Raw genomic sequence first — 19,969 nt, 5'->3', positions numbered from 1 at the left:
TTCCAACATCAAGCAGTTCAAACGGATCGTTGCTAAAAAGCGCGGCAACCCGCCACCAACACTATCCAAAAAACATACAAGAACATCGCCATGCTGACCATCGACATACCCGGCTGGAAGAACCTGACTCTCGAACATCTTGTTTTGGACTTCAACGGCACCCTGGCCCTGGACGGCAAGCTGCTGCCCGGAGTGCGTGAACGGCTGAACAACCTGGCCCCGGCGCTGGAAATCCATGTGCTCACGGCGGACACCTTCGGCAGCGTGCAAGACCAAATGCGGGGAATCGCCTGCACGGTCTCGGTCATCCCGGCAACCGAACAGGCCAGGGCCAAAGCCGCGTACCTGGAGAAACCGGGATCGTCCGGATGCGTGGCCGTGGGTAACGGCCGCAACGACGCCCTGATGCTCCAGGCCGCGGCCCTGGGCATTGCCCTGCTCCAGGAGGAAGGCGCCGCCCCGGGGACCTTGGCCGCTGCCGACGTGGTCTGCCGATCCATTTGCGACGCCCTGGACCTGCTGGCCCATCCCCTGCGATTGGCGGCAACCCTGCGGGGGTAGCAGGCTGGAATCAGGTAAATAATCATAGTAAACCCCGGGTTTGCCGGGGGACTCTCAGAGTTTGACAATCCGGGATGGTTGAAGGTGTATGCAAATATTGAAAGTCTTTGTTGTCTTTGCAGCGATGAGAGGAAATCCGCAATATCATCTGTCCGGCCCGGCCCCTCATCGGGTTAAAGCCACTCCTCCGCTCTTTCTCATCCCATGAATCTACGTTCAAATCCTCGTAACATCCTTCGCCATAACCTAACGATCAGCCCACCTGGATAAAATGCTCTCTTGAGGATCCGCTATAGCATCTCATGGGTGGTTCGGGAGTCGTTTTTCATTTTCCGCCTCTCAGCCCATGCGACGTATTGGCTGCCGTTACTCATCACGCTGACTGTTGAAAATATTTGCAATCCTTTCTTTTCCGGGCAGTCGATAGACGTCGAAGTCGGAATCGATGCTTATGATTGTTCTCATTCCAGTTTTTTCCGCCGCCACAACCAAGGTTGCATCCGCGAAATCCATCGGCATATCTTGGTATTTCAGACATAATTCCAGGATTCTTCCGATATCATGCTGCGTAATTTCATAAAGGATGACCCCTTCGCGCATAACCCATTCAAGAAAATTGATTTGCGCTTTGGCGCTGAAATCCAGCATATGGGAGACCTCCGTCATGACGGCGGACGTTGTGACAAACTTAAACTTGCCGTTCCTCACAAACTCCTTCACCACCAGGTGGAATCGGTCGTCCCTGTCAAACAACGCTATCAAAGGCCCGGCGTCAACGAGGATGGTGTTTGGCATTGATCCTCTTTTTCAGTTTTTCTTTGTAGGTGGCCGAGTAGGTGCCGTCGCCGCTTCCATACCGTCCGAAATACGCTTCCCCGAGTTCATAGGAATCTTTTTCCGATTCTTCTTGCATGAAAAATCGTTCCAGGGCCGTCCGGATGAGTTCGGTCTTGGACGTGTGACGTTGGCGCGCCAAGTTCTCCAGTTTCAATTCAAGTTCGCGCGGTAATCGTACGGATATCATCTTGGCCTCCTTGTATTACAAAACGTATTGCAAGCAGGCGACACTGTCAATGAGAGCTGAATCAATCAATCGACTGTCATTGCACTTCCCCGGCAACGCATCCAGAGCTTGGGTGATATTTCAGAGCTTTTACAATACATCCGCATAACGCCTCCCCAGGATGTGGTTTCCGACTTCGCGAAAGTGCTTGCCAGAAAGCGTTAACGCGTTGATCTCGCTGCCAATTCTTCTCATCCACATCTTCATGAGTGCATTGTCATCCGACCTTACCCAGGCATTCGCCAAACGCATAATGTAACACGACAATACTATCTTCGTAACACGTAGAATATTTTCTTTATATATTGTTGTCAAAAATTTTTACTTCGTATACAGAAGCTAACACTTTTTGGAGCTATCAGCTTGCAATGCCAATTCAGCGCGTGATCGCAACATCATCCGGCACCTTCCGGGTTATGCCAAGATAACGAAGTTGTTCATGAGGAGGATACGGTGCGGTACAGTGGACATGGTTTCTGGCGGAAAGTGATCATTATTTCCGGAATCATCGTTGGCTTCTGGTCAGCGTCGGTTTGGGCTTCCGAACGAATCCCCAAAGCCCTTGAGGCTGAGGACGCCATCCTGCGCCAGGCCCGGGAATCCCAGGCCCGGGTGGATGCCATGGCCGACGAGACGCTGCAGCTCGTTCACGAGTACCGCAACCTGCGCCGCGAGCAGGAAAACCTAGCCGTGTACAACGACAACCTGGAACAGATGGTCCGGTCCCAGGAAGCCGAGATGGTCTCTTTGCGCCGGCAGATCGAGGACATCAAGGTCACCCAGCGGGAGATCGTGCCGCTGATGTTGCGAATGCTGGACGGGCTGGAGGCCTTTGTGGCCGCGGACCTGCCGTTTCTCCGGGAGGAACGCCTGGCCCGGGTGGAGGGGCTGCGGGCCCTGATGCGCCGGGCCGACGTGGACGTTCCGGAAAAATTCCGGCGGATCATGCAGGCCTATCAGGACGAGGCCGACTACGGCCGGACCATCGAGGCCTATCAGGGCGAACTGGTCTTGGGCAACGGCTCCTCGCGCAGCGTTGAATTTCTGCGCATCGGTCGGCTCGTCTTGGCCTATCAGACGCTGGACCGCAGGGAGAGCGGCTTTTGGGATGCGCGGAAAAAGGCCTGGGTGCCTCTGGAAGCGCGGCACAATCAATCCATTCGCCAGGGGCTGCGCATCGCGGCCCGGCAGACCGCGCCGGAGTTGATCCAGGTGCCGGTTTCCGTCTCCACGCCGTGGAAGGAGTTGGTTCCTCCTTTTTTGCAAGTCTTGAACGACGTAAATGGCGAACTGCCGGTTATGGAGCCGGCAGGAGAGCCGGAAGCCCGCATTGATGCCGGGCCGGGAACCGGCACGGAGGATCGGCCATGACCCGCTTCGTATCGGTGTTCGCCGCCATGCTGGTCGCCATGCTGCTTTTGGGGTCGTCCGCCTTCGCCCAACCATCTGTAACCGGTCTGGACGCCTTTCTGGAGCAGGTCCGTCAACGGACCCAGAACGAAGAACGAATCAACCAGGAACGTGAAAAAGAATTCCGTGCCGATCTGGATGCGGCCCGCGCACGGATCCAGAAGGCCCGCTCCGCGGTACGCGCGGAACAGAACCGTCAGGAAGGTCTGCTCACTGCCTACGACGCCAACGAGGCCACCCTCACGGAACTGGAGGCGAACCTGCGCGAGGAACAGGGCGGACTTGGCGAAATGTTCGGCGTGGTGCGCCAAAGCGCCGGGGATTTCCATGCCCAGTTCCTCGGCTCCCTGACCATGGCCGACAGGCCCGAGGCCTTGGAGTTCCTCGCCGGGCTGAGCGACAGCCGCGCCCTGCCGAGCATGACCGAGCTGGAACGAATGTGGATCCTGGTCCTCGAGGAGATGGTTGGGTCCGGTCGCGTGGACCGCCTGGCCGGGGAAGTGGTGCTGCCCGACGGCACAAAGCGGGAAAAGGACGTGCTCCGAATAGGCACGTTCAATGCCGTGTCCGACGGACAATATCTGTCCCATGTCCAGGGCCGCGACCAGTTCCTGGAACTGCCGCGTCAGCCCCAGGGGCGTTTTCTGGGCTTGGCCCGCGACCTGGAACAGGCCGAACCGGGCGAAACCCGCTTCTTTGCCCTGGATCCCTCCCGGGGTGCTATCCTGGCGCACCTTGTCCAATCTCCCACGCTCATCGAGAGAATCAAGCAGGGCCGGGAAATCGGCCTGATCATCCTTGGCCTGGGACTGTTCGGGTTGATCCTGTTCGCGGTTCGCTTCGTGATCCTGTTCACGTTGGAGCGACGCATCCAGCGCCAACTGCGTACCGATACGGCCCTGCCCGACAATCCCTTGGGCCGGATTCTCCAGATAAGCGAGTCAAACCGTCGCGTGGACCCGGAAACTCTGGAAATTCGACTCGACGAAGCCGTGCTCAAGGAAATCCCTCGCCTGGAGCGGGGTCTGCGGACCATCAAGATCCTGGCCGCGGTGGCCCCGTTGCTGGGCCTCCTGGGCACTGTGGTGGGCATGATCGAAACCTTCCAGGCCATCACCCTGTTCGGCACGGGCGACCCCCAACTCATGGCCGGAGGCATTTCCCAGGCTCTCGTGACCACGGCCCTGGGCCTGAGCGTAGCCATTCCCCTGCTCTTCCTGCACAGCCTGGCCGCGGCCAAGAGCAGGGGACTGGTGAATATCCTGGAGGAGCAGGGTGCGGGGTTGCTGGCGGATCACATTCAGCGGGTCCGAGGGGAAGCATGATCCAGCCTTCGCAAAACAGCGTATTTCGCAATCGAAATCGAAATCGAAATCGCAATCGATTTTTTTCTAGTCGGTAAACAAGCGGAAAGTGGGCCATGCATGGAATCAACGAAGTGATTAGCGCATTGAGAGCTTTTTTCGATTTCGATTTCGATTTGGATTTTGACACCGGATAAACCGATCGCATTAGGCGCATTTTCATGACCGAGCAATTCCTCAACCTGCAACGATTCCTGGACGCCGGAGGCCCTGTTCTGTGGGTCATCCTGCTGGTGGCCGTTGCCCTGTGGACCCTGATCATCGAGCGGTACTGGCATCACCGGTGGGTCTTTCCTCGGGAGTTGACCGCGATGCGTGCCCGACGCGCCGTTGCCCCGTCCGTGGAACGGCGCATCGCCAGGATGTTGTTGCGCCGGGACGTGTCGGAATTGCGCCTGGGACTGACCCGCTCCCTGACCGCCATCCGCACCCTGATCGCGGTCTGTCCGCTGCTGGGCCTGTTGGGTACGGTCACTGGGATGATCATGGTCTTCGACACGCTGGAATTCAGCGGCACGGGCAATCCCCGGGCCATGGCCGCGGGCGTTTCCATGGCCACCATCCCGACCATGGCCGGGCTGGTGGTGGCCCTTTCCGGATACGTGTTCAGCATCCGTTTACAACGAGGCGGCGAAGCCCATGCCCGGGAGGCTGAGGACGTGCTGCTCAAGGAATTGCTGGAAAGGGATGCCGATGGGCGAGATCCAGCAATAAGAGGGGAAGATGAACCAAGTTGAACCGCCCGCGATGGGTGTGAGATAACCGCCCGCTACGCTCAAGGCACGGAGGACGCAAAGAAGTTATTTTTGGCTTCCGCTGGAAGGATGCGGCAGGCAAAAGGCTTCACGTCTGACGGCGAAGTGACATCACCCCCGACAGGGGTGAGACATCTTTTTGGAAAGCAGCTCTTTCCCTGCTTTCCAAAATGTTTTCTTGGCGTCCCCTGCGCCTTGAGCGAAGCGAGCGGTTCAATTTATTCACGTCATGCTTCAATCCCTGAAGCACAACAAAAGGAACGTAAGTTGCGACGCAGACGACGATACGAGGAGCAGGACAGCGCCCAGATCGACATGACCTCGATGATGGACGTGGTCTTTATCATGCTGATTTTTTTCATTGTGACCACTTCCTTCGTCAAGGAGGCGGGCATCGAGGTGAACCGGCCCTCGGCCGCCAGCGCCGAACGCCAGGAACGGGGCAACATCATGATCGCGGTTTCCGAGTCCGGTGCGATATGGATCGACGGCCGTCAGGTGGACGTGCGGGCCGTGCGGGCCAACGTGGAACGGCTGCGTGCCGAGAATCCCGAGGGAGCCGTGGTCATCCAGGCGGACGAAGCCTCTCGCACGGGGATTCTGGTCCAGGTCATGGACCAGGTCCGGCTGGCCGGGGTGCACAATGTGGCCGTTGCCGCGAACAAGCCATGAACACGTCCTTGCGTTTCGGCTTTTCCCTGGTTTTGGGCCTGCTGGCCGCCTTGAGCCTGTTCCTGCTGATGAATGCTCTGGTCAGCCGGGGCGAAGCAGGGATCGAGGCGCAGCGGCGCGAACCGCTGCCCCAGTTCATCCGCATGGAGGATCCGGAGCAGGTGGTGCGCCGCCGGGAACGGGAAAAGCCCGAGCCGCCCGAGGAAATCAAACCCATCCCCCGCCTGGAAGCCGTGGCCGCGCCCAAACAACCCGCGCTCCAGCCTCCGGCGTTGGATCTTCCCAGTTTTGATTTTCCAACGGATCTCGCCCTGGCCGGATTGCCCCTGGCCGCTCCCCCACCCGCGCCCACCGGCCCCGTGGCCTACACCCAGCCCCTGACGCCCATTTCCCAGGTTCCGCCCCAGTATCCGGTCCGGGCCAGACGCCAAGGCATTTCCGGCTGGGTGCGCCTGGAATTCATCGTCAATCCGGACGGCTCGGTCCGGGATGTCGCCGTGGTGGAAGCCGAGCCCAGAGAGGGCATTTTCGACCAGGAAGCCGTACGGGCCCTGAGCCGTTGGCGCTTTCACCCCCAGATGCAGGACGGCAAAGCCGTCCCGGCCATCGCCACCATTACCATTGTCTTCAATCTGGAGGGATGAACCGTGGGCGAAGAACGACTGACCATAAGCGGCCGAGAACTCGATCTCGTCATGGAGGTGAAATCGGCCATGCACGTTGACAGAACCGCCCGCTCCCGTTGGTCGCTCAAGACGCCAGGTTCGCCAAGGAAGATATTTTGGAAAGCAGGGAAAAAGCTGCTTTCCAAAAGACTGCTGGCCCCTCTCGGGGCACAGAACTCACCGCCGTCAGGCGTGAAGCCTTTTGGCTTCCGCATCGTTCCAGCGGAAGCCAAAAATTACTTCTCTGCGCCCTCCGTGCCTTTAGCGAAGCGAGCGGTTCCAATCACTCTTTTTCTTCGTTGGTCCATTTGCTCAACAATATACCTGACATTCATGTGCTGGCTCGCCATTGCCACCCTTCCCGCTGAAGCCTCTGCCTCAGACAAACCCACGATTTCCCAATCCGCGCATCAAAAACTCAGCGCGGCCCAGGATCTGCTGCATGGAGAAAGGTGGTCCGAGGCGGGCGTGCTTCTGGAGGGATTCGTTCACGAGTTTGAACGGGAACCGTATGCCCTGGCCCTGGCCTGGCAGATGCGCGGCTTTCTGTTCAGCGCAACCGAACGACACGAAAAAGCCCTGGAAGCTTTTGACAAGGCCCTCGGGCTGGACAGCCTGGACGAGGCCTCACGCCTGCTGACCCTGGTCAACACGGCCCAGATCCTGGCGGTATTGCATCGCCACGACGAAGCCGCCCGGAGGATGAAAACATGGCTGGAACAGGCCGCCGTGATCACGCCGGAACAGCGGGTCCGAGCGGGCTGGGTCTTTTATGAGGCCCAACATTACAAGACAGCGGCCGACCATCTGAAAACGGCCCTTCAAGAGACGGTTCAGGCCGGAGGCAAACCCGCGCCCGAATGGTACGACATGCTCCTGGCCGCCCTGCATCACGACGGACAGTACGCGGAAATGGTCCGCCGGCTTCCCGGCATCATTGAGCAACAGCCAACCGACAAACGCTACTGGCAACAGCTCGCCGCGGCCCATCTGCAACTGAAGCAAGAATGCCAGGCCGCGGCCGTGCTCACCGCCGGCTACCACAAGGGCGTATTCGACCAGCCCCAGGATATTCTCCAGGTGGCGCGGATGTTGCGCCAGGCAAAGGCCCCTCACTTGGGGGCCAGGGTTCTGGACCAGGCTCTGAATGACGGCCGCATCCCGGCCACTTCCCAAAACCTGGAGTTGCTGGCCGACACTTGGCTCCAGGCTTGGGAAATCCGAAACGCCGCAAAAGCCCTGATCCGGAAAGTCGAATCTGACGAAAACTGCTCCGCACGTCTGCGCATCGGCCGATTGTTCATGCAGATCGAGGACTGGAGCGCGGCCGCGAAGCACCTCGACCACGCGGCCCAGGATCGTTGCGCGACGGAAAAGCCCGACGCCCTGCTCCTGCTGGGCATGGCCGCGTTTCACCAGGGCCGTCTGGACGAGGCTCGCAAGGCTTTTGTCCTGGCAAAGGACCAACCAAAGGTCCGCCGCCAGGCCGAGATATGGCTGGAGAGCATCCGCTCCGGAGGGTGATCGATACCGGAGAAGATGCGACAATGAACCTTCGCACCAGAAACATGAAACGGCAATGGTGCGAAAAACACGTAGACTGGAGGTTGGCTGATGAATTTTTCTTGCAGACTCGGAACTGTTTTGCTCTCGGCCTTGTGCCTGGCCGTGCCGGCGTTCGCCGAGGAAACGCCCAGGCAAACCACGGAGATTGAAGAATACGTCGTCACGGGAACCAGGACCCGACACACACTGCAGGACGTGCCCGTGGAAACCCAGGTCATCACCCGCGAGGACATCGAGCGGATGCCCTCGCGAAACATCCTCGACGTTCTGAATACTGTCCCGGGCATCAACACGACGCTGCTGGACGACGTCATCGGCTCGGACAATCTGCGCTCCACCATGCGCGGCCTGCAGTTCAACGAGGGCTACGGCCTGATCCTCATCGACGGGCAGCGCGCCCATGGGGAAATGGGCGCTCATGGGGATTACGGGATCAGTCTGAACCAGATTCCGTTGAGCATGGTCGAGCGCATCGAAATCGTCAAGGGCGCGGCCTCGGCTCTGTACGGTTCCGACGCCCTGGCCGGAGTGATCAATATCATCACCCGCAGGACGCCCAGGGAATTCACGTCCCATGCCAAGGCCGGTTACAGCCGCTACGAGGTGACCGATCGCCAGGGAGTATCGGCAAACCGCTCCTCCCGCGACGTCTATCGCGCCAATTTCGGACTGGGCGGTCCGCTTCTGGCCGCTTCTGGGTACTACCTGCACTACAGTTATGAACAGGACGAGGGCGTTGCCTTTGATCCGGCAAAGACCTACCGCCATTCGCTAATGGGACGCTGGCAGACGGCGATCACCGACGCGCTGCGTGTGGACCTGGGCGCGAACTACGGACAGGCGCGCCGGGAACTGGATCTCCCCGTGGCCAGCTACGACCGCGAGTACGACACCTACCGCTTCTCCGGCGGGATCAACTACCAGTTCGGACAAAACCGCAACCATGAAATGACCCTCAGCGGATACACATACTGGCAGGATTTCATCAACGGCTATCCCGGATTCCAGCACGGATTTCGCGACGGCACCGTGGGCTATGATCAGGCCGAGCTGGTCTACAACTGGTATGCGGACTGGAACATTCTGACCGTGGGCGCGGCCACGCAGCGCCAGCACATGGATTACTTTTCCGTCAACTATCAGCGAGACGGCGGCACGTCCCGGATCACGGTGGACGAGAACGTCACCACCAACAGCATTTTCGTCCAGGACGAGCTGATGCTTTTCGATCACCGCCTGACCCTGGTTCCCGGGGTGCGGCTTGAGGATCACTCCACATTCGGCACCGAAGTCAATCCCAAGTTCAGCGCCATGTTCAGGGCAACGCCGTCCACGACCCTGCGGGGCTCCGTCGGACGCGGATTCAAGTCTCCCACCATCCGTCAGCTGTATTATCAAGGGCTGCTGCGTCACGGTGAATATTACGTTCGTTCCAACCCAGACCTGAACCCGGAAACTGCCTGGACCTACACACTCAACCTCGAACAGGGGCTTCTGAATGATCGTTTGACCGTCAACCTGGGGTACTTTCTGAACGACGTGAAAGACATGGTCGTCCGGGACAGCACCGGTGAATTCGCAGAGGACCGACTGCCCATTGAAAGCTTCATCAATGTAGAGAAGGCTCGGATTCAGGGCGGAGAACTGTCGGCGCGCCTGATGCTGCTCGAATCGCTCTTCGTCAATGCCGGCTTTGCCTACACCGAATCGGAGAACCGGGTTACGGGCAGGGATCTTCCCTATGTCCCCAGGTATACCGCCTCTCTGGCTCCGACGTACATTTTTCAGCCCTGGGACGTGGGAGCCAGCGTGATCCTGAGCTATGTCGGAAAACAGTACCGCAACACCGCCAACACCCAGGAAGTCGACCAGCACGGCGTCGTGGACGCCCGGATCTGGAAGAACTTCTCGGAACTGTTCCGGGTCTCCCTGGACGCCAAGAACATCACCAATTCCGACCGCGGCGACGGCGATTTCTCCCACCGCATGGGTCGCAGCATCGGCCTGAACCTGGAGTTGCAGTTCTAGCCGCCCTGTAACTGCTCAAACGGTCGGTTACGAGATTGCTGTTCAGGGATATCCAGCTATGCGGAGTTTCGTGGTCCAGCTACCGGGTCCATGCTCCAATCGAAACTTGGTGCTGGTGCGTTACACCGCTTGCCGCACTGGGGTGCGGCGCTCCCAGGATTTATCCCTTCGATCGGCGCAAGTTCGAGCAGTATTCGCCACCTTGGGAAGAGTTTCGGTTCCAGCAGAAAATAAACAATCAATTGGAGAAAGCGATGAATGGAAGAAATGTATTTGCTTCAGCGGTGATGCTCGTTCTCTTGGCCTGCCTGCCCGGCACCGGCCTGGCCCATTATCCGTGGATCAACATGCAGCGATACCAGATCCAGGAAGACAGGCCGGCCAACCTGACCATCGGCTGGGGACATGCCTTTCCATATGACGGATTCATGGGCAGGGACCGCGTCGAAGAATTGTACATCCTCGCTCCCGACGGCTCCAAGGTTGAAATCGATGCCAAGTCCGAACTCGAGTTCGTCTCGGCGCAGCCATTGGGTGCTGGAGCGTATCTGGTATCCGGCGAAGCCGTTGCCGGATACAGGACAAGGACGACCACCGGCTTTGTGCGTGAATCAAAAGCCGGACTGGACAACGCCATCAATTGCTCGATCTCGTTCAATACCATGAAGGCCGTGCTCAACGTCGGCGATGCCGTCGGGAATGTGGACGCGGTAGTCGGGCATCCGTTTGAGATCGTCCCCCTGGCCAATCCCGCGACGCTGAAGACTGGCGACTACCTGCCCATCCGCGTTCTGCTCAACGGCGAACCGTACAGCGGCTTTTTCAACGCTACATACGCCGGTTTCTCCTCGGAACCGGACGTCTTCGCCTATACGGCGCGAACAAACGCGGAAGGAGAAGGCCGGTTGCGGATTCTCAACCGGGGAATCTGGTTGATCAAGGTCGAACATCAGGAACCCTATCCTGATCTCGATGTCTGCGACACCAGGACATACCGCGGCGTGCTCACTTTTGAAGTTGACTAACCTGTTCTGAACGATTTGTGCGCCCGGCCCCGTTCGCGGGACCGGGCGCAATCATATGCCACGGAGTTAACCAGGAATTTTGGAGAATCCATCATGTCGGCACGCTTGATCACGCTTCTATTGGCCTTCTGCCTTCTGCTCCCCGCAACCACCGCCTCAGCCCACGGCATGTATTACCGCGTGGACGAGCAAGGCGTCAGCGCCCGTTTCTTCTACACCCAGACCGACCCCGCGAGCTATTCCGCCTACGAGATCTTCGCCCCTGGCGAGTCCATCCCCCACAAGACCGGCCGCACGGACAAAAACGGCTTCGTCTCCTTTCTGCCGGACAGGGCCGGCACCTGGACCGTCTCCGTTGCCGGGGAATCCGATCACGGCCTGCATCCCAAATCCATCACCATCGAGATCGGCGAGGGACTGTTCGTGGCGTCCTATCAAAAGCCCCTTGTGGCCGAGTACCTCACCGTATTCATGGGACTGACCATGATCCTGTTTCTGTACAGCTTATGGGTGCAGTTCAGCTCTTTGCGCAAGCCTTCAAGGCATCCGGCAAGGTTGAGTGTCCGCTAGAACATCTCTTCCATGGCTTGCCGGCACACTTCATGGTCGTCCAGTTCGTCACGGGACAACTCGGAAACAAGTCTTCCCTCGCGCAGCACCACGGCCCGGTCAGCAAGGCGGTGCATCTGGCCCATGCTGTGGGTCACGGCAAGGATGGCATACCGGTTTTTCAGGCTTGCAAAGAGGGTCTCGATTTTTCGGGTTGCCTTGAAATCCAGGGACGCCGTCGGTTCGTCCAGGAGCAGGATGCTCGGCTCCAGAGCCAGTGCCCGGGCCAGACAGAGCCGTTGCTGCTGACCGCCGGAAAGACTCAGGGCATTGTCCTGGAGGCGATCCCTGACTTCTTCCCACAGCTGGACATCTTCGAGAGCCGTTCGCACGCGCTGCTCCACCATGGTCTTGTCCAGCCCCAGGGAGACGCGCAGGGGCAGGGCCAGATTCTTGAAGATGGAGAAGGGCAGCACGTTGGGGTGCTGGAAAACCATGCCCGTGCGCAGGCGCAGTTCGGGCAGGGATGCGTCGGCGGCATGGCAGTCCAGCCAGCGGTCATCGAGCCGGATGCGGACCCGCCCTTCGGTCTTGCAGTGCGGAAACTCCTCGTTCAGGCGGTTCACGGACCGCAGCAGGGTTGTCTTCCCGGAACCGGACGGCCCCACGGCCATGACCAGCTCCCCGGGGCGGATGCTCAGATTGATCCGTTCCAGAACAGTCCGGCCGCTGAAACGGACCGTCAGGTCGCTGATTTCCAGAACCGGATCAGCAGTCTTCTTTACGTCTTCCATCGCTTCTCCATGGTTCTTTGCACGGCAAAAGCCAGGCTGAACAGCAATCCCGTGAGCATGAGCAGGATCAGGGCCGTGCCGAAGGCCTGGTCCAGTTCAGCCGTGGTGCGGTGTTCGGCGGCAAGATAATAGATGCGAAAGGGCAGGGCTTCAAATTTGTCCCAGAGGCTGCGGGGCAGAAAGGCCTGGGCCACCACCCCCGTGAGCAGGATGACGGCGGTGTCCTCGGCGGCCCGGCCCATGGCCAGGATCACGCCGCTGAGGACGCCCCTTCCCGCCGAAGGCAGCAGGACGTGGCGAACATTCTGCCATGTGGTGAATCCGAGACTTGGACCCAGCAGGCGCAGGTGGTCCGGCAGCCCGGCCAGGGCGTTCTGGGTGGTCCGGACCAGGTAGGGCAGGATCAGCAGGGCGATGCAGACCGCGGCCAGGAGCAGGCAGGTTTTGGCTTGGGGGGCGAAGGTGTGCCGCAGGACAATGATCATGCTGAATCCGAACAAGCCCATGACAATGGAGGGAATGCCGGCCATCAGGTCCACGGCGAACCCAGCCATGCTCCTGAAGCGGGGCGAGGCGTATTCGGCAAGATAGATGCCGCCGGCAATGCCCACGGGAACGGCCATGGCGCAGGACAGGATCACCAAAAGCAAGGTTCCGGCCAGGGCGGGCCAGAGGCCGTCGAAGACCGGCCGGGCTCCGGTCAGGGCAGCCCACCAATGGGTTTGTCCGAAGAAGAGTTCGATTCCCAATGATCCCGCTCCCCGGTAGATGAGAAAACCCAGCACCGCGAGAACCGCCGCGGCCGTGCCGAGTGCGGCGGTCCAGCAGAAGAACACGGTGGCCCGGTCGGCAAGCAGATGGCGCGTCCGGGACGTCATGGGGCGGAGCCGCGGCCGAGTCTGCGCAGGATCAGGTTGATCAGGATCATGATCAGAAACAGGATCAGGCCCGAGGCGAAGACCGAATGGTAGAAGGTGCTTTGGCTGTCCGTGGCCACGACCAGGGCGATGTGCGCGGTGAGGGTCCGGATGGAATCCAGCGGAGATCCGGGAACCATGGGGGCATTGCCGGCCAACATCAGGGAAATCAACGTGTCACCCACGGCCCGGCCAAAGCCGAGAATCACGGCGATGAGCAGGCCGCGCCGGGACAGGGGCAGCAGGACATGGCGGATGTAGGAGGGCCTGGAAAAGCCCAGGGAAGCACAGGTGATCCGGGACGAGCGGTCCACCTCCCGCAGCGTGGCATGAAAGACCAGGACAATGGTGGGCAGGATGAGCAGCGTCAGGACCAGCATGGCCGTGAGCAGGGAAAAGCCGGTGCCCCGGTCGAACCATTGGCGCATCAACGGCACCAGGAGAAATACCGAAACAAAGCCGTAGATGACCGTGGGGATGCTGGTCATGTAGTGGATCATGGCCAGGAAGAGCCCCCTGATTCGCCCGGGAGCCAGCACCTGGACAAAGCAGGAAACGCCGACGGCCAGCGGCGTTGCCAGGACCAATGCTCCCAGGGAGAGGAGCAGGGAACCCGTGACCATGGGCAGGATTCCGAAGCTGCCTTGAAACGGCAGCCACTGCCAGGAAAAGACCGCGCCCAGATTGCCCGAGGTGAACAGCGGCAGCACGAGGTAGATCAGGACCAGCAGAATGCAGAAGGCCGCCGCGGTGGACGTCATCGCGGCGGCGCAGAGCACGCGCCGAATCCAGGATTCGGAAAGCACGAAGGGAGAGCGGACGGAATTACCGCAGCGGGATGTAGCCTGAAGCGCGGATGATTTCGGCCCCTTCCTCGCCCAGGATGTACTCGACGAACGCCTTGGTCAGGGCGGTGGGTTCGCTTCCGGTGTTCATGTACAGGTGTCGAATCACCGGATAGCTCCCGTCAATGGCTGTTTCCTGGGAAGGAGCGACCCCGTCCACGGCCAAAGGCCGCACGTTGTCGTCAATGTGGCCGATGCTCATGTAGCCGATGGCGTTGACGTCCTGGGAAACGGCCACTTTCATGGCGCCGTTGGACTGGATGATGTTCGCCGTGCCCACCACCGTTTCCTTGCGGAGCAGCCTGCCCCAGAACACTTCATGGGTCCCGCTGGCCTCTTCCCGGCTGTAGACGTGAATGGCCGCGTCGTTGCCGCCCACTTCATTCCAGCGCGTAATCCGTCCGCCGAAAATGTCCCTGATCTGCTGGGCGGAAAGATCCCCGACAGGATTGTTCGGGTGCACCACGGGAGCCACGCCGTCAATGGCAAAGGCAAAGGACTGCAGGCCGTACTTGGCCACTTCTTCTTCGGAGAGAGGCCGGCCGGTGTTGCCGATATCCACCAGTCCTTCGCCGGCTTTCTGAACGCCGATGCCCGTTCCGCCGCCGGTCACGGTGATCCGGATTTTGGGGTTGGCCATCATGATCCGCTTGGCCGCCTCGTTCATCACCGGAATGTGCGCGGTGCCCCCGGCAATATCCAGCGTGCCCTCCATTCCCGTGAACTTGTCCAGGTTTGCGGCCAGAACCGGCGAAGCGAGCAAGGTCAGAACGAGCAAGGTCAGAGTCATGATTTTTGTGTTTTTGAAAAACATGCGGCTCTCCATTCGAATGTGTGTTATGAAAAACGGTGATTGAAATATCCATGTCACCTCTTAGATTGATTTCCGGAAAAATCAAATTGGATTTTTCTATCATCCCGAATCTTTTCAATCATAATTTTCGATATCCGGTTCCTCAACCGCACGCTGTTCCTGTCATGTTCCTCTTTTGCGTAATGTCATAGGTCTGGACAATCCATGAACGCCTTCCTGATCGGAAAAATCAATTGGACAAACACTCGGACGAAGAGTGATATACAGGGTTGACTGGATGCAGGCCATGGCAGGCCTGACCCATTATCAGCAACTATTCAGCTTCGTTCGGGCTTGTCACGATTTTTCGGCCTCGCAACTCCGTCGCCGGCTTCGTAACATCGACCATTGCTCGAATAAATTCGAAATGGTGCTTCAGGCGTTTGGCAATGGTTCGATGAACGGATCCTGGCTCAGTCAGACAGGCGAGGCCGAAAAATCGAGACAAGCCCGAACATTCCGTGTCTGATCATGAAAAGTGCTGAGTAGTTACCATTATCCGACCATTCCCACGCTGGATCTTGGGATGGTGAAAAAAAGAAAAAATCCTGGGAGCGCCGCACCCCAGTGCGGCACGAGCGGAAATACATCAAGTCCGGATTGGTTCTGAAAATTGTGATCCTGGAGACAACCATGGCCGCGATCATTTACGACCCTGTTCAGTTCAACAAGAAGCTGGAAAAGATGCATTTGGCCGGTGGCAAGGCGGCCTTTGCCGCGCGGCAAACCGAGGAGCTGATCCGGGAGTTGGCCGAGAGCGACAATCTGGATCAGAAACTGAGCGGCAAGCTGACCAGGAACGGCGAGGCCAGGATGGAGAACTGCTCCAAGTTCCATCTTGTCAGCGGCCATCGATTGGTGATGGTCAGGAAGGATGGGTATTTCGTCCTGCTGTTCCTGGGGACGCACGACGAAGCGGACAACTGGATCAAGAACAATGCCGGATCCAAGCTGGATCTTTCCAGGGGCGAAATCGTCTCTTGCCCCCGGCGCCATGCTGAGCCCTTGCTTGAGGATTTTCTTGTGGAGGAAGCATGTTCACTTGAAGACGACTACTACGACCTGCCGCTCCATGAAATCATCGACCAGAACACCCTGAAGGAAATTTTCCAAGGCCTGTGCACCCAGCCGAGCAAGACGCCTTCGTGATCTACTCCTGATTTGCTGTCAAAACAGGCTCGCTCCTGATTCTCATCGTGCTTGCCCGAAAGTGCGACAACTCGTTCCCCGGTCGAAGAACTTTATCCCGAAATAAAACAGGAGACCGCCTTGCTGCATATCGACGTACCGGGCTGGAAAACACTGCGTCTGGCCCATCTCTTTCTGGACTACAATGGTACCCTGGCCCTGGACGGACGGCTTTTGTCCGGCGTCGCTGAGCGGTTGGAGGATTTGTCACGGCACCTGGATATTCATGTTCTTACGGCGGACACCTTCGGCGGCGTGCGTGCCGAATTGAATGCGGTCCCCTGCGATCTGTTGATCATCCCGCCTCAAAACCAAGCCCAGGCCAAGGCCGACCACCTGCGCGCCTTCGACCCGACCTTGTGCGGGGCCATGGGCAACGGCCGCAACGACGCCCTGATGCTTCGGGAAGCGGCCCTGGGTATTGCATTGCTCCAGGAAGAAGGGGTCGCCCCGGAAACTTTGGCCGCGGCCGACGTGGTCTGCCGCTCCATCCAGAATGCCCTGGATCTTCTCCTCAACCCGCTACGCTTGGCAGCCACGTTACGCGAATAAAGCGAGCGATGGCGATGGCAATGGGCGATGGGAGCAGGGATTGGGGGACATGGGCATACTTGACCACATGGTCTGCTCTTCGATTACCTTACGGGCAATGAAGTGACGTTATGTATCGCCAGGGAGTATTTATTCAGCAAAATTCGAGAAGAAGATCTGGATACCGGCGTTCGCCGGTATGACTGATGTTGTAACGGTTTGCTGCAACAAGTCATTCCGGCGAAAGCCGGAATCCAATGCAGGAGTATGACCATCCACCGAATGAGCTGAATGGTTACGGATGTTTCAGCGATAAACCTCACGTCGGTGGCCGATCCGTACGACCAGGACCGTCAAGCGGGCATCCTGGATTTCATACACCACTCGGTACAAGCCAACCCGTACCCGGCGCAACCCGGAGAATTCGCCCTTCAAGACAGATCCCGCACCAGGGTTGTTCCGCAGCAAATCAATAGCTTCGATAATGCGTCGCCGGTCGGATTTGGGGATGTTCTCGAGTGTCTTGGCAGCACTCCGTTTAATCGAGATGGAGTAGGTCATGCTTTACCTTTTCCCAATCCAATACCGGATCCGCCGGGTCTTGCAATACCTCAATGGCGAGAGTGATGTCCTCGAAATCGTCGAGATAGTACTCCACTGCCTGGCGTACCACTTCCGCGCGCGAGCGGCGAAGCCGAGCCGCGGCAGCATCCAGGGAGGAAAGAACATCATCCGATAAACGGGCGGTAATTTGAGTCATGGGAACCTCCACCTCTTTAATGTCAAACGATGTCAATCAATGTAATCTATGCAAGCCTTTGTCACTCAGTCAAGCCTCATCACACCGCAGATTGCACAGATCACCAAGCACTATTTGATTCCCGGACGGACGGCTATCACCAGGTCGCCCCGGATCTCGTCATGATACGCCAAATCCGTTCATTCTCAGCCTGGCTGCGGACCATGAACACAAGGCCCCGGAACCGGAAGCCCGGTCCGCTGCGGAAATCCTGAGGGCGAGGTTAAAGAATTTGCGGGCGCTGGGACAGTAGTTTTTGGCCGGACGCGAGGCGCATCCGCATGACAGAGAGAAACCTCAACCCAATATGTCTGCAATGATACGATATTTGTTTCGTCAGCCAAGGTTTCCTCTCCTGGTAGAGTCAGAATTTCGCGTCTTTGGCGCGTACGATCAAGAAAAAATCCAAACCATGATCGCAAAAGACGCCTTCAATGCTGATGCATTTTACCAAGTGATTGACTCGAACGGCGAAGGTTGGTCTTTTTATGCGAAATACGCTGTCATCAGCCCGCTGTGCGTGAAGAAGCGATGGAACAAGCCCAAGATAATTGAATTTTTCAACCAATCATTGGAAAAAGCAGGATTGCCGCAGCGTTTCGTGGGGCGCAGTCTTTCCAGCAAAAGGTTGGAAAGAGTCATTTTGGAAATCATTGAATTCGAGGATACTTTGGAAGATCAAGTGTGATTTATTTTACTGACATGGAATGAGCTTCCGTTTGCCCATGACCTGAAGTCCTGGTCAGTCCAGGTCAGCCTCATAAATGAATATGATGGCGGATAATGACATATCTGCTATTCGAATGCGAGCTGGAAATGCCCTACAGGCGTCTTGGCGGGTTTGACACGGATTTCAATGTCATAGCCCAGTCTGTTCAGGCAATCCATCAATTTTCGTTCCGAAAACATGGCCAGATTGCCGCGCATCATTTCTGAAACTCTGGGTTGGGTGAGCCCCATTTTCCTGGCTGCCTGTTCCTGGGTCAGGCCATGACGACGAATCGCTTGGATAATTTTGACAACAAGTTCAGACTTCAGTTTCAGTTTTTCCGCATCGGGCAAGCCGAGATCCGTAAAGATGTTTTCCGAGCTGATCAGAATTTCATGGCCGTTCACGATTTGCTTTTCCATTTATCACCCCATTGCAATATCTTCGGCCATTTTTAACCTGGCCCGGATAAGGTCAATATCAGCTTTCGGCGTTTGAATACTGCCTGAATGTATTTCCAGGGCGCCTCCATGCGCAAGGTCAATCCTCGTCATGGGGGGGGCTGCGCCGCGAAAATCGTCAGCTTTAGCTCGGCATCATCAATGAGCATGTATTCCGGTTTCTTTCCCGACAGCTTTTCGCTTTCGGTGATGATGATCGGCACTCCCTCACCTCGTTTGTCCATAATAAAGTTCCGCCGGCTGCCGATGACGTCCACATTCATCGGGCAACGAGCCAGCAGGGAACTGAGTAATTCGTTTCGTGCCGACTGCCGCTCCGAAAGGCTCTCAATGGTCATGGTGTTGGGGATTGTACCGGGAGAAAACAATTCCAGCCGATCTGAAAACAGGTGCAGGCGAATTTTGGAACCGTAAATTGAATAATCACGATGGGCGACCGCGTTGACCACCGCTTCGAAGACCGCATTCATTGAAAACTGCGGGGTTTCAATCCGATTGGGCGCTTTGACGGCAAAGACCCGCATGTTTCTTTCCACAAACTTGCAGGCGTCCCGAATCTGAACATCAAGCGGGCCAGTGATGTCCTTGGCGTCCAGTTGATAGGCGGCGTTACGTGCGGTGCCTCGGTAACAAACGGCCTGAACAAATGCGCTGGACATAAAAGATTCCGGTGCGTCCGAGGCCATCAGAATGCCACTGACCGTGACGCGCAGGGCGCCGTCTTCGTCCTTGGCAATGAGTTTCATCTTTTCGAGAAATTCCTGATCCGCTTTGGACGAGATAACCGTCCTGAATTGGTTCCATAGCTTGGCATTCAGATCATCGACGGATGTGCCCGGAACCGTCTGTTCATCGAAACGAATGAGTCGCGCCTGGCTGCAGTCTTCGCCCAAGGATATTTGTTTAAGCAGGTCGGAAATGCTTTCGTACATCATTGACCTCCGTTAGCAATGTCGTTTCCGCCTTTTCCACTGATCTCAATCTCCGTGCCTTGACTCAACCAGACATTTTTCTTCCGGCGCTCAATGACGCTATCTACTCAGTTACCGTCCAAGGCCCGCCCCGGTTGCGGAATGCTCGGCCTGTTGTTGATAAGTTACGCCGAAGATGGTGTCGCCCAGCCATTTCTTGAATGATGGGTTGTCGCTGAACTGCTTGAACAGCTCGGTGTGGTCGGACAAGAGGTCGACCATGACCCGTTGCAGCGCGGCGTC

General features: G+C 57.8%; 25 protein-coding genes. 14 read left to right on the top strand and 11 right to left on the bottom strand.

Features of this window, described 5'->3' with window-relative positions; genetic code table 11:
- The first annotated feature begins 90 nt into the window (after positions 1-90).
- Positions 91-561, top strand: coding sequence for an HAD family hydrolase (locus tag ACYQ15_RS08210; protein WP_459937036.1), 471 nt, complete (start codon positions 91-93; stop codon positions 559-561).
- A gap of 366 nt (positions 562-927) precedes the next feature.
- On the opposite strand, the gene ACYQ15_RS08205 is transcribed toward ACYQ15_RS08210, so the two are convergent.
- Both ACYQ15_RS08205 and ACYQ15_RS08200 read right to left on the bottom strand, forming a co-directional pair.
- Entirely contained in the window at positions 928-1,356 is a 429-nt protein-coding gene (locus ACYQ15_RS08205; RefSeq protein ID WP_459937035.1) for a type II toxin-antitoxin system VapC family toxin, read from the bottom strand.
- Complete coding sequence (locus ACYQ15_RS08200; RefSeq protein ID WP_459937034.1) at positions 1,334-1,585, bottom strand: ribbon-helix-helix protein, CopG family; 252 nt, start codon at positions 1,583-1,585, stop codon at positions 1,334-1,336. Before ACYQ15_RS08200 ends, ACYQ15_RS08205 begins: the two co-directional genes overlap by 23 nt.
- Before the next feature lie 492 nt (positions 1,586-2,077).
- Between ACYQ15_RS08200 and ACYQ15_RS08195 the strand changes: the two genes are divergently transcribed.
- The 9 genes from ACYQ15_RS08195 (at position 2,078) to ACYQ15_RS08155 (ending at position 11,679) form a co-directional block, all read left to right on the top strand.
- Entirely contained in the window at positions 2,078-2,995 is a 918-nt protein-coding gene (locus ACYQ15_RS08195; RefSeq protein WP_459937033.1) for a DUF3450 domain-containing protein, read from the top strand.
- Entirely contained in the window at positions 2,992-4,359 is a 1,368-nt protein-coding gene (locus ACYQ15_RS08190) for a MotA/TolQ/ExbB proton channel family protein (RefSeq protein ID WP_459937032.1), read from the top strand. The genes ACYQ15_RS08195 and ACYQ15_RS08190 overlap by 4 nt, the downstream gene beginning before the upstream one ends.
- Positions 4,360-4,559: 200 nt before the next feature.
- Positions 4,560-5,135 (top strand): MotA/TolQ/ExbB proton channel family protein, encoded by a 576-nt coding sequence (locus ACYQ15_RS08185; protein ID WP_459937031.1) that lies wholly within the window; start codon positions 4,560-4,562, stop codon positions 5,133-5,135.
- A gap of 285 nt (positions 5,136-5,420) precedes the next feature.
- A complete protein-coding gene (locus ACYQ15_RS08180) occupies positions 5,421-5,825 on the top strand; it encodes an ExbD/TolR family protein (protein WP_459937030.1) in 405 nt (134 codons plus the stop codon).
- The gene (locus ACYQ15_RS08175) at positions 5,822-6,469 is read left to right on the top strand and encodes an energy transducer TonB (RefSeq protein WP_459937029.1); all 648 of its coding nucleotides are present in this window, start codon (positions 5,822-5,824) and stop codon (positions 6,467-6,469) included. Before ACYQ15_RS08180 ends, ACYQ15_RS08175 begins: the two co-directional genes overlap by 4 nt.
- Before the next feature lie 3 nt (positions 6,470-6,472).
- Entirely contained in the window at positions 6,473-8,014 is a 1,542-nt protein-coding gene (locus tag ACYQ15_RS08170; RefSeq protein WP_459937028.1) for a tetratricopeptide repeat protein, read from the top strand.
- A 90-nt stretch (positions 8,015-8,104) separates the two neighbouring features.
- Positions 8,105-10,084: a TonB-dependent receptor plug domain-containing protein gene (locus ACYQ15_RS08165; RefSeq protein ID WP_459937027.1), complete on the top strand. Its 1,980-nt coding sequence runs from the start codon at positions 8,105-8,107 to the stop codon at positions 10,082-10,084.
- Between the two features lie 254 nt (positions 10,085-10,338).
- Positions 10,339-11,109: a DUF4198 domain-containing protein gene (locus ACYQ15_RS08160; protein ID WP_459937026.1), complete on the top strand. Its 771-nt coding sequence runs from the start codon at positions 10,339-10,341 to the stop codon at positions 11,107-11,109.
- 93 nt (positions 11,110-11,202) lie between these two features.
- The gene (locus tag ACYQ15_RS08155) at positions 11,203-11,679 is read left to right on the top strand and encodes a hypothetical protein (protein ID WP_459937025.1); all 477 of its coding nucleotides are present in this window, start codon (positions 11,203-11,205) and stop codon (positions 11,677-11,679) included.
- On the opposite strand, the gene ACYQ15_RS08150 is transcribed toward ACYQ15_RS08155, so the two are convergent.
- Genes ACYQ15_RS08150 through ACYQ15_RS08135 form a run of 4 tightly spaced genes read right to left on the bottom strand, consistent with a single transcriptional unit; the run spans position 11,676 to position 15,028 of the window.
- The gene (locus tag ACYQ15_RS08150; protein ID WP_459937024.1) at positions 11,676-12,452 is read right to left on the bottom strand and encodes a phosphate ABC transporter ATP-binding protein; all 777 of its coding nucleotides are present in this window, start codon (positions 12,450-12,452) and stop codon (positions 11,676-11,678) included. The genes ACYQ15_RS08155 and ACYQ15_RS08150 overlap by 4 nt on opposite strands.
- Positions 12,440-13,330, bottom strand: a complete 891-nt coding sequence (locus ACYQ15_RS08145; RefSeq protein ID WP_459937023.1) for a PstA family ABC transporter permease — start codon at positions 13,328-13,330, stop codon at positions 12,440-12,442. Before ACYQ15_RS08145 ends, ACYQ15_RS08150 begins: the two co-directional genes overlap by 13 nt.
- Positions 13,327-14,175, bottom strand: a complete 849-nt coding sequence (locus ACYQ15_RS08140; RefSeq protein ID WP_459937022.1) for a PstC family ABC transporter permease — start codon at positions 14,173-14,175, stop codon at positions 13,327-13,329. The genes ACYQ15_RS08145 and ACYQ15_RS08140 overlap by 4 nt, the downstream gene beginning before the upstream one ends.
- A 19-nt stretch (positions 14,176-14,194) precedes the next feature.
- Entirely contained in the window at positions 14,195-15,028 is an 834-nt protein-coding gene (locus ACYQ15_RS08135) for a phosphate ABC transporter substrate-binding protein (RefSeq protein ID WP_459937021.1), read from the bottom strand.
- 286 nt (positions 15,029-15,314) lie between these two features.
- On the opposite strand from ACYQ15_RS08135, the gene ACYQ15_RS08130 reads away from it, so the two are divergent.
- The 3 genes from ACYQ15_RS08130 (at position 15,315) to ACYQ15_RS08120 (ending at position 16,807) form a co-directional block, all read left to right on the top strand.
- On the top strand, positions 15,315-15,536 hold the full coding sequence (locus ACYQ15_RS08130) for a hypothetical protein (RefSeq protein ID WP_459937020.1): 222 nt from the start codon (positions 15,315-15,317) through the stop codon (positions 15,534-15,536).
- A gap of 164 nt (positions 15,537-15,700) precedes the next feature.
- Positions 15,701-16,216 (top strand): hypothetical protein, encoded by a 516-nt coding sequence (locus ACYQ15_RS08125; RefSeq protein WP_459937019.1) that lies wholly within the window; start codon positions 15,701-15,703, stop codon positions 16,214-16,216.
- 120 nt (positions 16,217-16,336) lie between these two features.
- The gene (locus tag ACYQ15_RS08120; protein WP_459937018.1) at positions 16,337-16,807 is read left to right on the top strand and encodes an HAD family hydrolase; all 471 of its coding nucleotides are present in this window, start codon (positions 16,337-16,339) and stop codon (positions 16,805-16,807) included.
- A gap of 285 nt (positions 16,808-17,092) precedes the next feature.
- Here ACYQ15_RS08120 and ACYQ15_RS08115 read toward each other — a convergent pair whose 3' ends face one another.
- Positions 17,093-17,347 carry a type II toxin-antitoxin system RelE family toxin gene (locus tag ACYQ15_RS08115; RefSeq protein WP_459937017.1) on the bottom strand — a complete coding sequence of 85 codons (255 nt, stop codon included), beginning with the start codon at positions 17,345-17,347 and terminating at the stop codon, positions 17,093-17,095.
- Entirely contained in the window at positions 17,325-17,546 is a 222-nt protein-coding gene (locus tag ACYQ15_RS08110) for a ribbon-helix-helix protein, CopG family (RefSeq protein WP_459937016.1), read from the bottom strand. The genes ACYQ15_RS08115 and ACYQ15_RS08110 overlap by 23 nt, the downstream gene beginning before the upstream one ends.
- A gap of 295 nt (positions 17,547-17,841) precedes the next feature.
- Between ACYQ15_RS08110 and ACYQ15_RS08105 the strand changes: the two genes are divergently transcribed.
- Positions 17,842-18,273: a hypothetical protein gene (locus ACYQ15_RS08105; RefSeq protein WP_459937015.1), complete on the top strand. Its 432-nt coding sequence runs from the start codon at positions 17,842-17,844 to the stop codon at positions 18,271-18,273.
- Between the two features lie 107 nt (positions 18,274-18,380).
- Here ACYQ15_RS08105 and ACYQ15_RS08100 read toward each other — a convergent pair whose 3' ends face one another.
- From ACYQ15_RS08100 to ACYQ15_RS08090, 3 genes are all read right to left on the bottom strand, one after another.
- Positions 18,381-18,716 (bottom strand): helix-turn-helix domain-containing protein, encoded by a 336-nt coding sequence (locus ACYQ15_RS08100; protein WP_459937014.1) that lies wholly within the window; start codon positions 18,714-18,716, stop codon positions 18,381-18,383.
- Between the two features lie 128 nt (positions 18,717-18,844).
- On the bottom strand, positions 18,845-19,687 hold the full coding sequence (locus tag ACYQ15_RS08095) for an ATP-binding protein (RefSeq protein ID WP_459937013.1): 843 nt from the start codon (positions 19,685-19,687) through the stop codon (positions 18,845-18,847).
- A 111-nt stretch (positions 19,688-19,798) separates the two neighbouring features.
- A complete protein-coding gene (locus tag ACYQ15_RS08090; protein WP_459939637.1) occupies positions 19,799-19,948 on the bottom strand; it encodes a hypothetical protein in 150 nt (49 codons plus the stop codon).
- Between the last annotated feature and the right edge of the window lie 21 nt (positions 19,949-19,969).

The sequence above is a fragment of the Desulfonatronum parangueonense genome (assembly GCF_054656975.1).
This window is presented reverse-complemented; position numbering and strand designations above follow the sequence as displayed.

Coding starts and splice junctions, on each gene's coding strand:
- ACYQ15_RS08210 (WP_459937036.1), top strand. CDS start 91: ATGCTGACCATCGACATACCCGGCTGGAAGAACCTGACTCTCGAACAT.
- ACYQ15_RS08205 (WP_459937035.1), bottom strand. CDS start 1,356: ATGCCAAACACCATCCTCGTTGACGCCGGGCCTTTGATAGCGTTGTTT.
- ACYQ15_RS08200 (WP_459937034.1), bottom strand. CDS start 1,585: ATGATATCCGTACGATTACCGCGCGAACTTGAATTGAAACTGGAGAAC.
- ACYQ15_RS08190 (WP_459937032.1), top strand. CDS start 2,992: ATGACCCGCTTCGTATCGGTGTTCGCCGCCATGCTGGTCGCCATGCTG.
- ACYQ15_RS08185 (WP_459937031.1), top strand. CDS start 4,560: ATGACCGAGCAATTCCTCAACCTGCAACGATTCCTGGACGCCGGAGGC.
- ACYQ15_RS08175 (WP_459937029.1), top strand. CDS start 5,822: ATGAACACGTCCTTGCGTTTCGGCTTTTCCCTGGTTTTGGGCCTGCTG.
- ACYQ15_RS08165 (WP_459937027.1), top strand. CDS start 8,105: ATGAATTTTTCTTGCAGACTCGGAACTGTTTTGCTCTCGGCCTTGTGC.
- ACYQ15_RS08160 (WP_459937026.1), top strand. CDS start 10,339: ATGAATGGAAGAAATGTATTTGCTTCAGCGGTGATGCTCGTTCTCTTG.
- ACYQ15_RS08155 (WP_459937025.1), top strand. CDS start 11,203: ATGTCGGCACGCTTGATCACGCTTCTATTGGCCTTCTGCCTTCTGCTC.
- ACYQ15_RS08150 (WP_459937024.1), bottom strand. CDS start 12,452: ATGGAAGACGTAAAGAAGACTGCTGATCCGGTTCTGGAAATCAGCGAC.
- ACYQ15_RS08145 (WP_459937023.1), bottom strand. CDS start 13,330: ATGACGTCCCGGACGCGCCATCTGCTTGCCGACCGGGCCACCGTGTTC.
- ACYQ15_RS08135 (WP_459937021.1), bottom strand. CDS start 15,028: ATGTTTTTCAAAAACACAAAAATCATGACTCTGACCTTGCTCGTTCTG.
- ACYQ15_RS08130 (WP_459937020.1), top strand. CDS start 15,315: ATGGCAGGCCTGACCCATTATCAGCAACTATTCAGCTTCGTTCGGGCT.
- ACYQ15_RS08125 (WP_459937019.1), top strand. CDS start 15,701: ATGGCCGCGATCATTTACGACCCTGTTCAGTTCAACAAGAAGCTGGAA.
- ACYQ15_RS08115 (WP_459937017.1), bottom strand. CDS start 17,347: ATGACCTACTCCATCTCGATTAAACGGAGTGCTGCCAAGACACTCGAG.
- ACYQ15_RS08110 (WP_459937016.1), bottom strand. CDS start 17,546: ATGACTCAAATTACCGCCCGTTTATCGGATGATGTTCTTTCCTCCCTG.
- ACYQ15_RS08100 (WP_459937014.1), bottom strand. CDS start 18,716: ATGGAAAAGCAAATCGTGAACGGCCATGAAATTCTGATCAGCTCGGAA.
- ACYQ15_RS08095 (WP_459937013.1), bottom strand. CDS start 19,687: ATGTACGAAAGCATTTCCGACCTGCTTAAACAAATATCCTTGGGCGAA.
- ACYQ15_RS08090 (WP_459939637.1), bottom strand. CDS start 19,948: ATGGTCGACCTCTTGTCCGACCACACCGAGCTGTTCAAGCAGTTCAGC.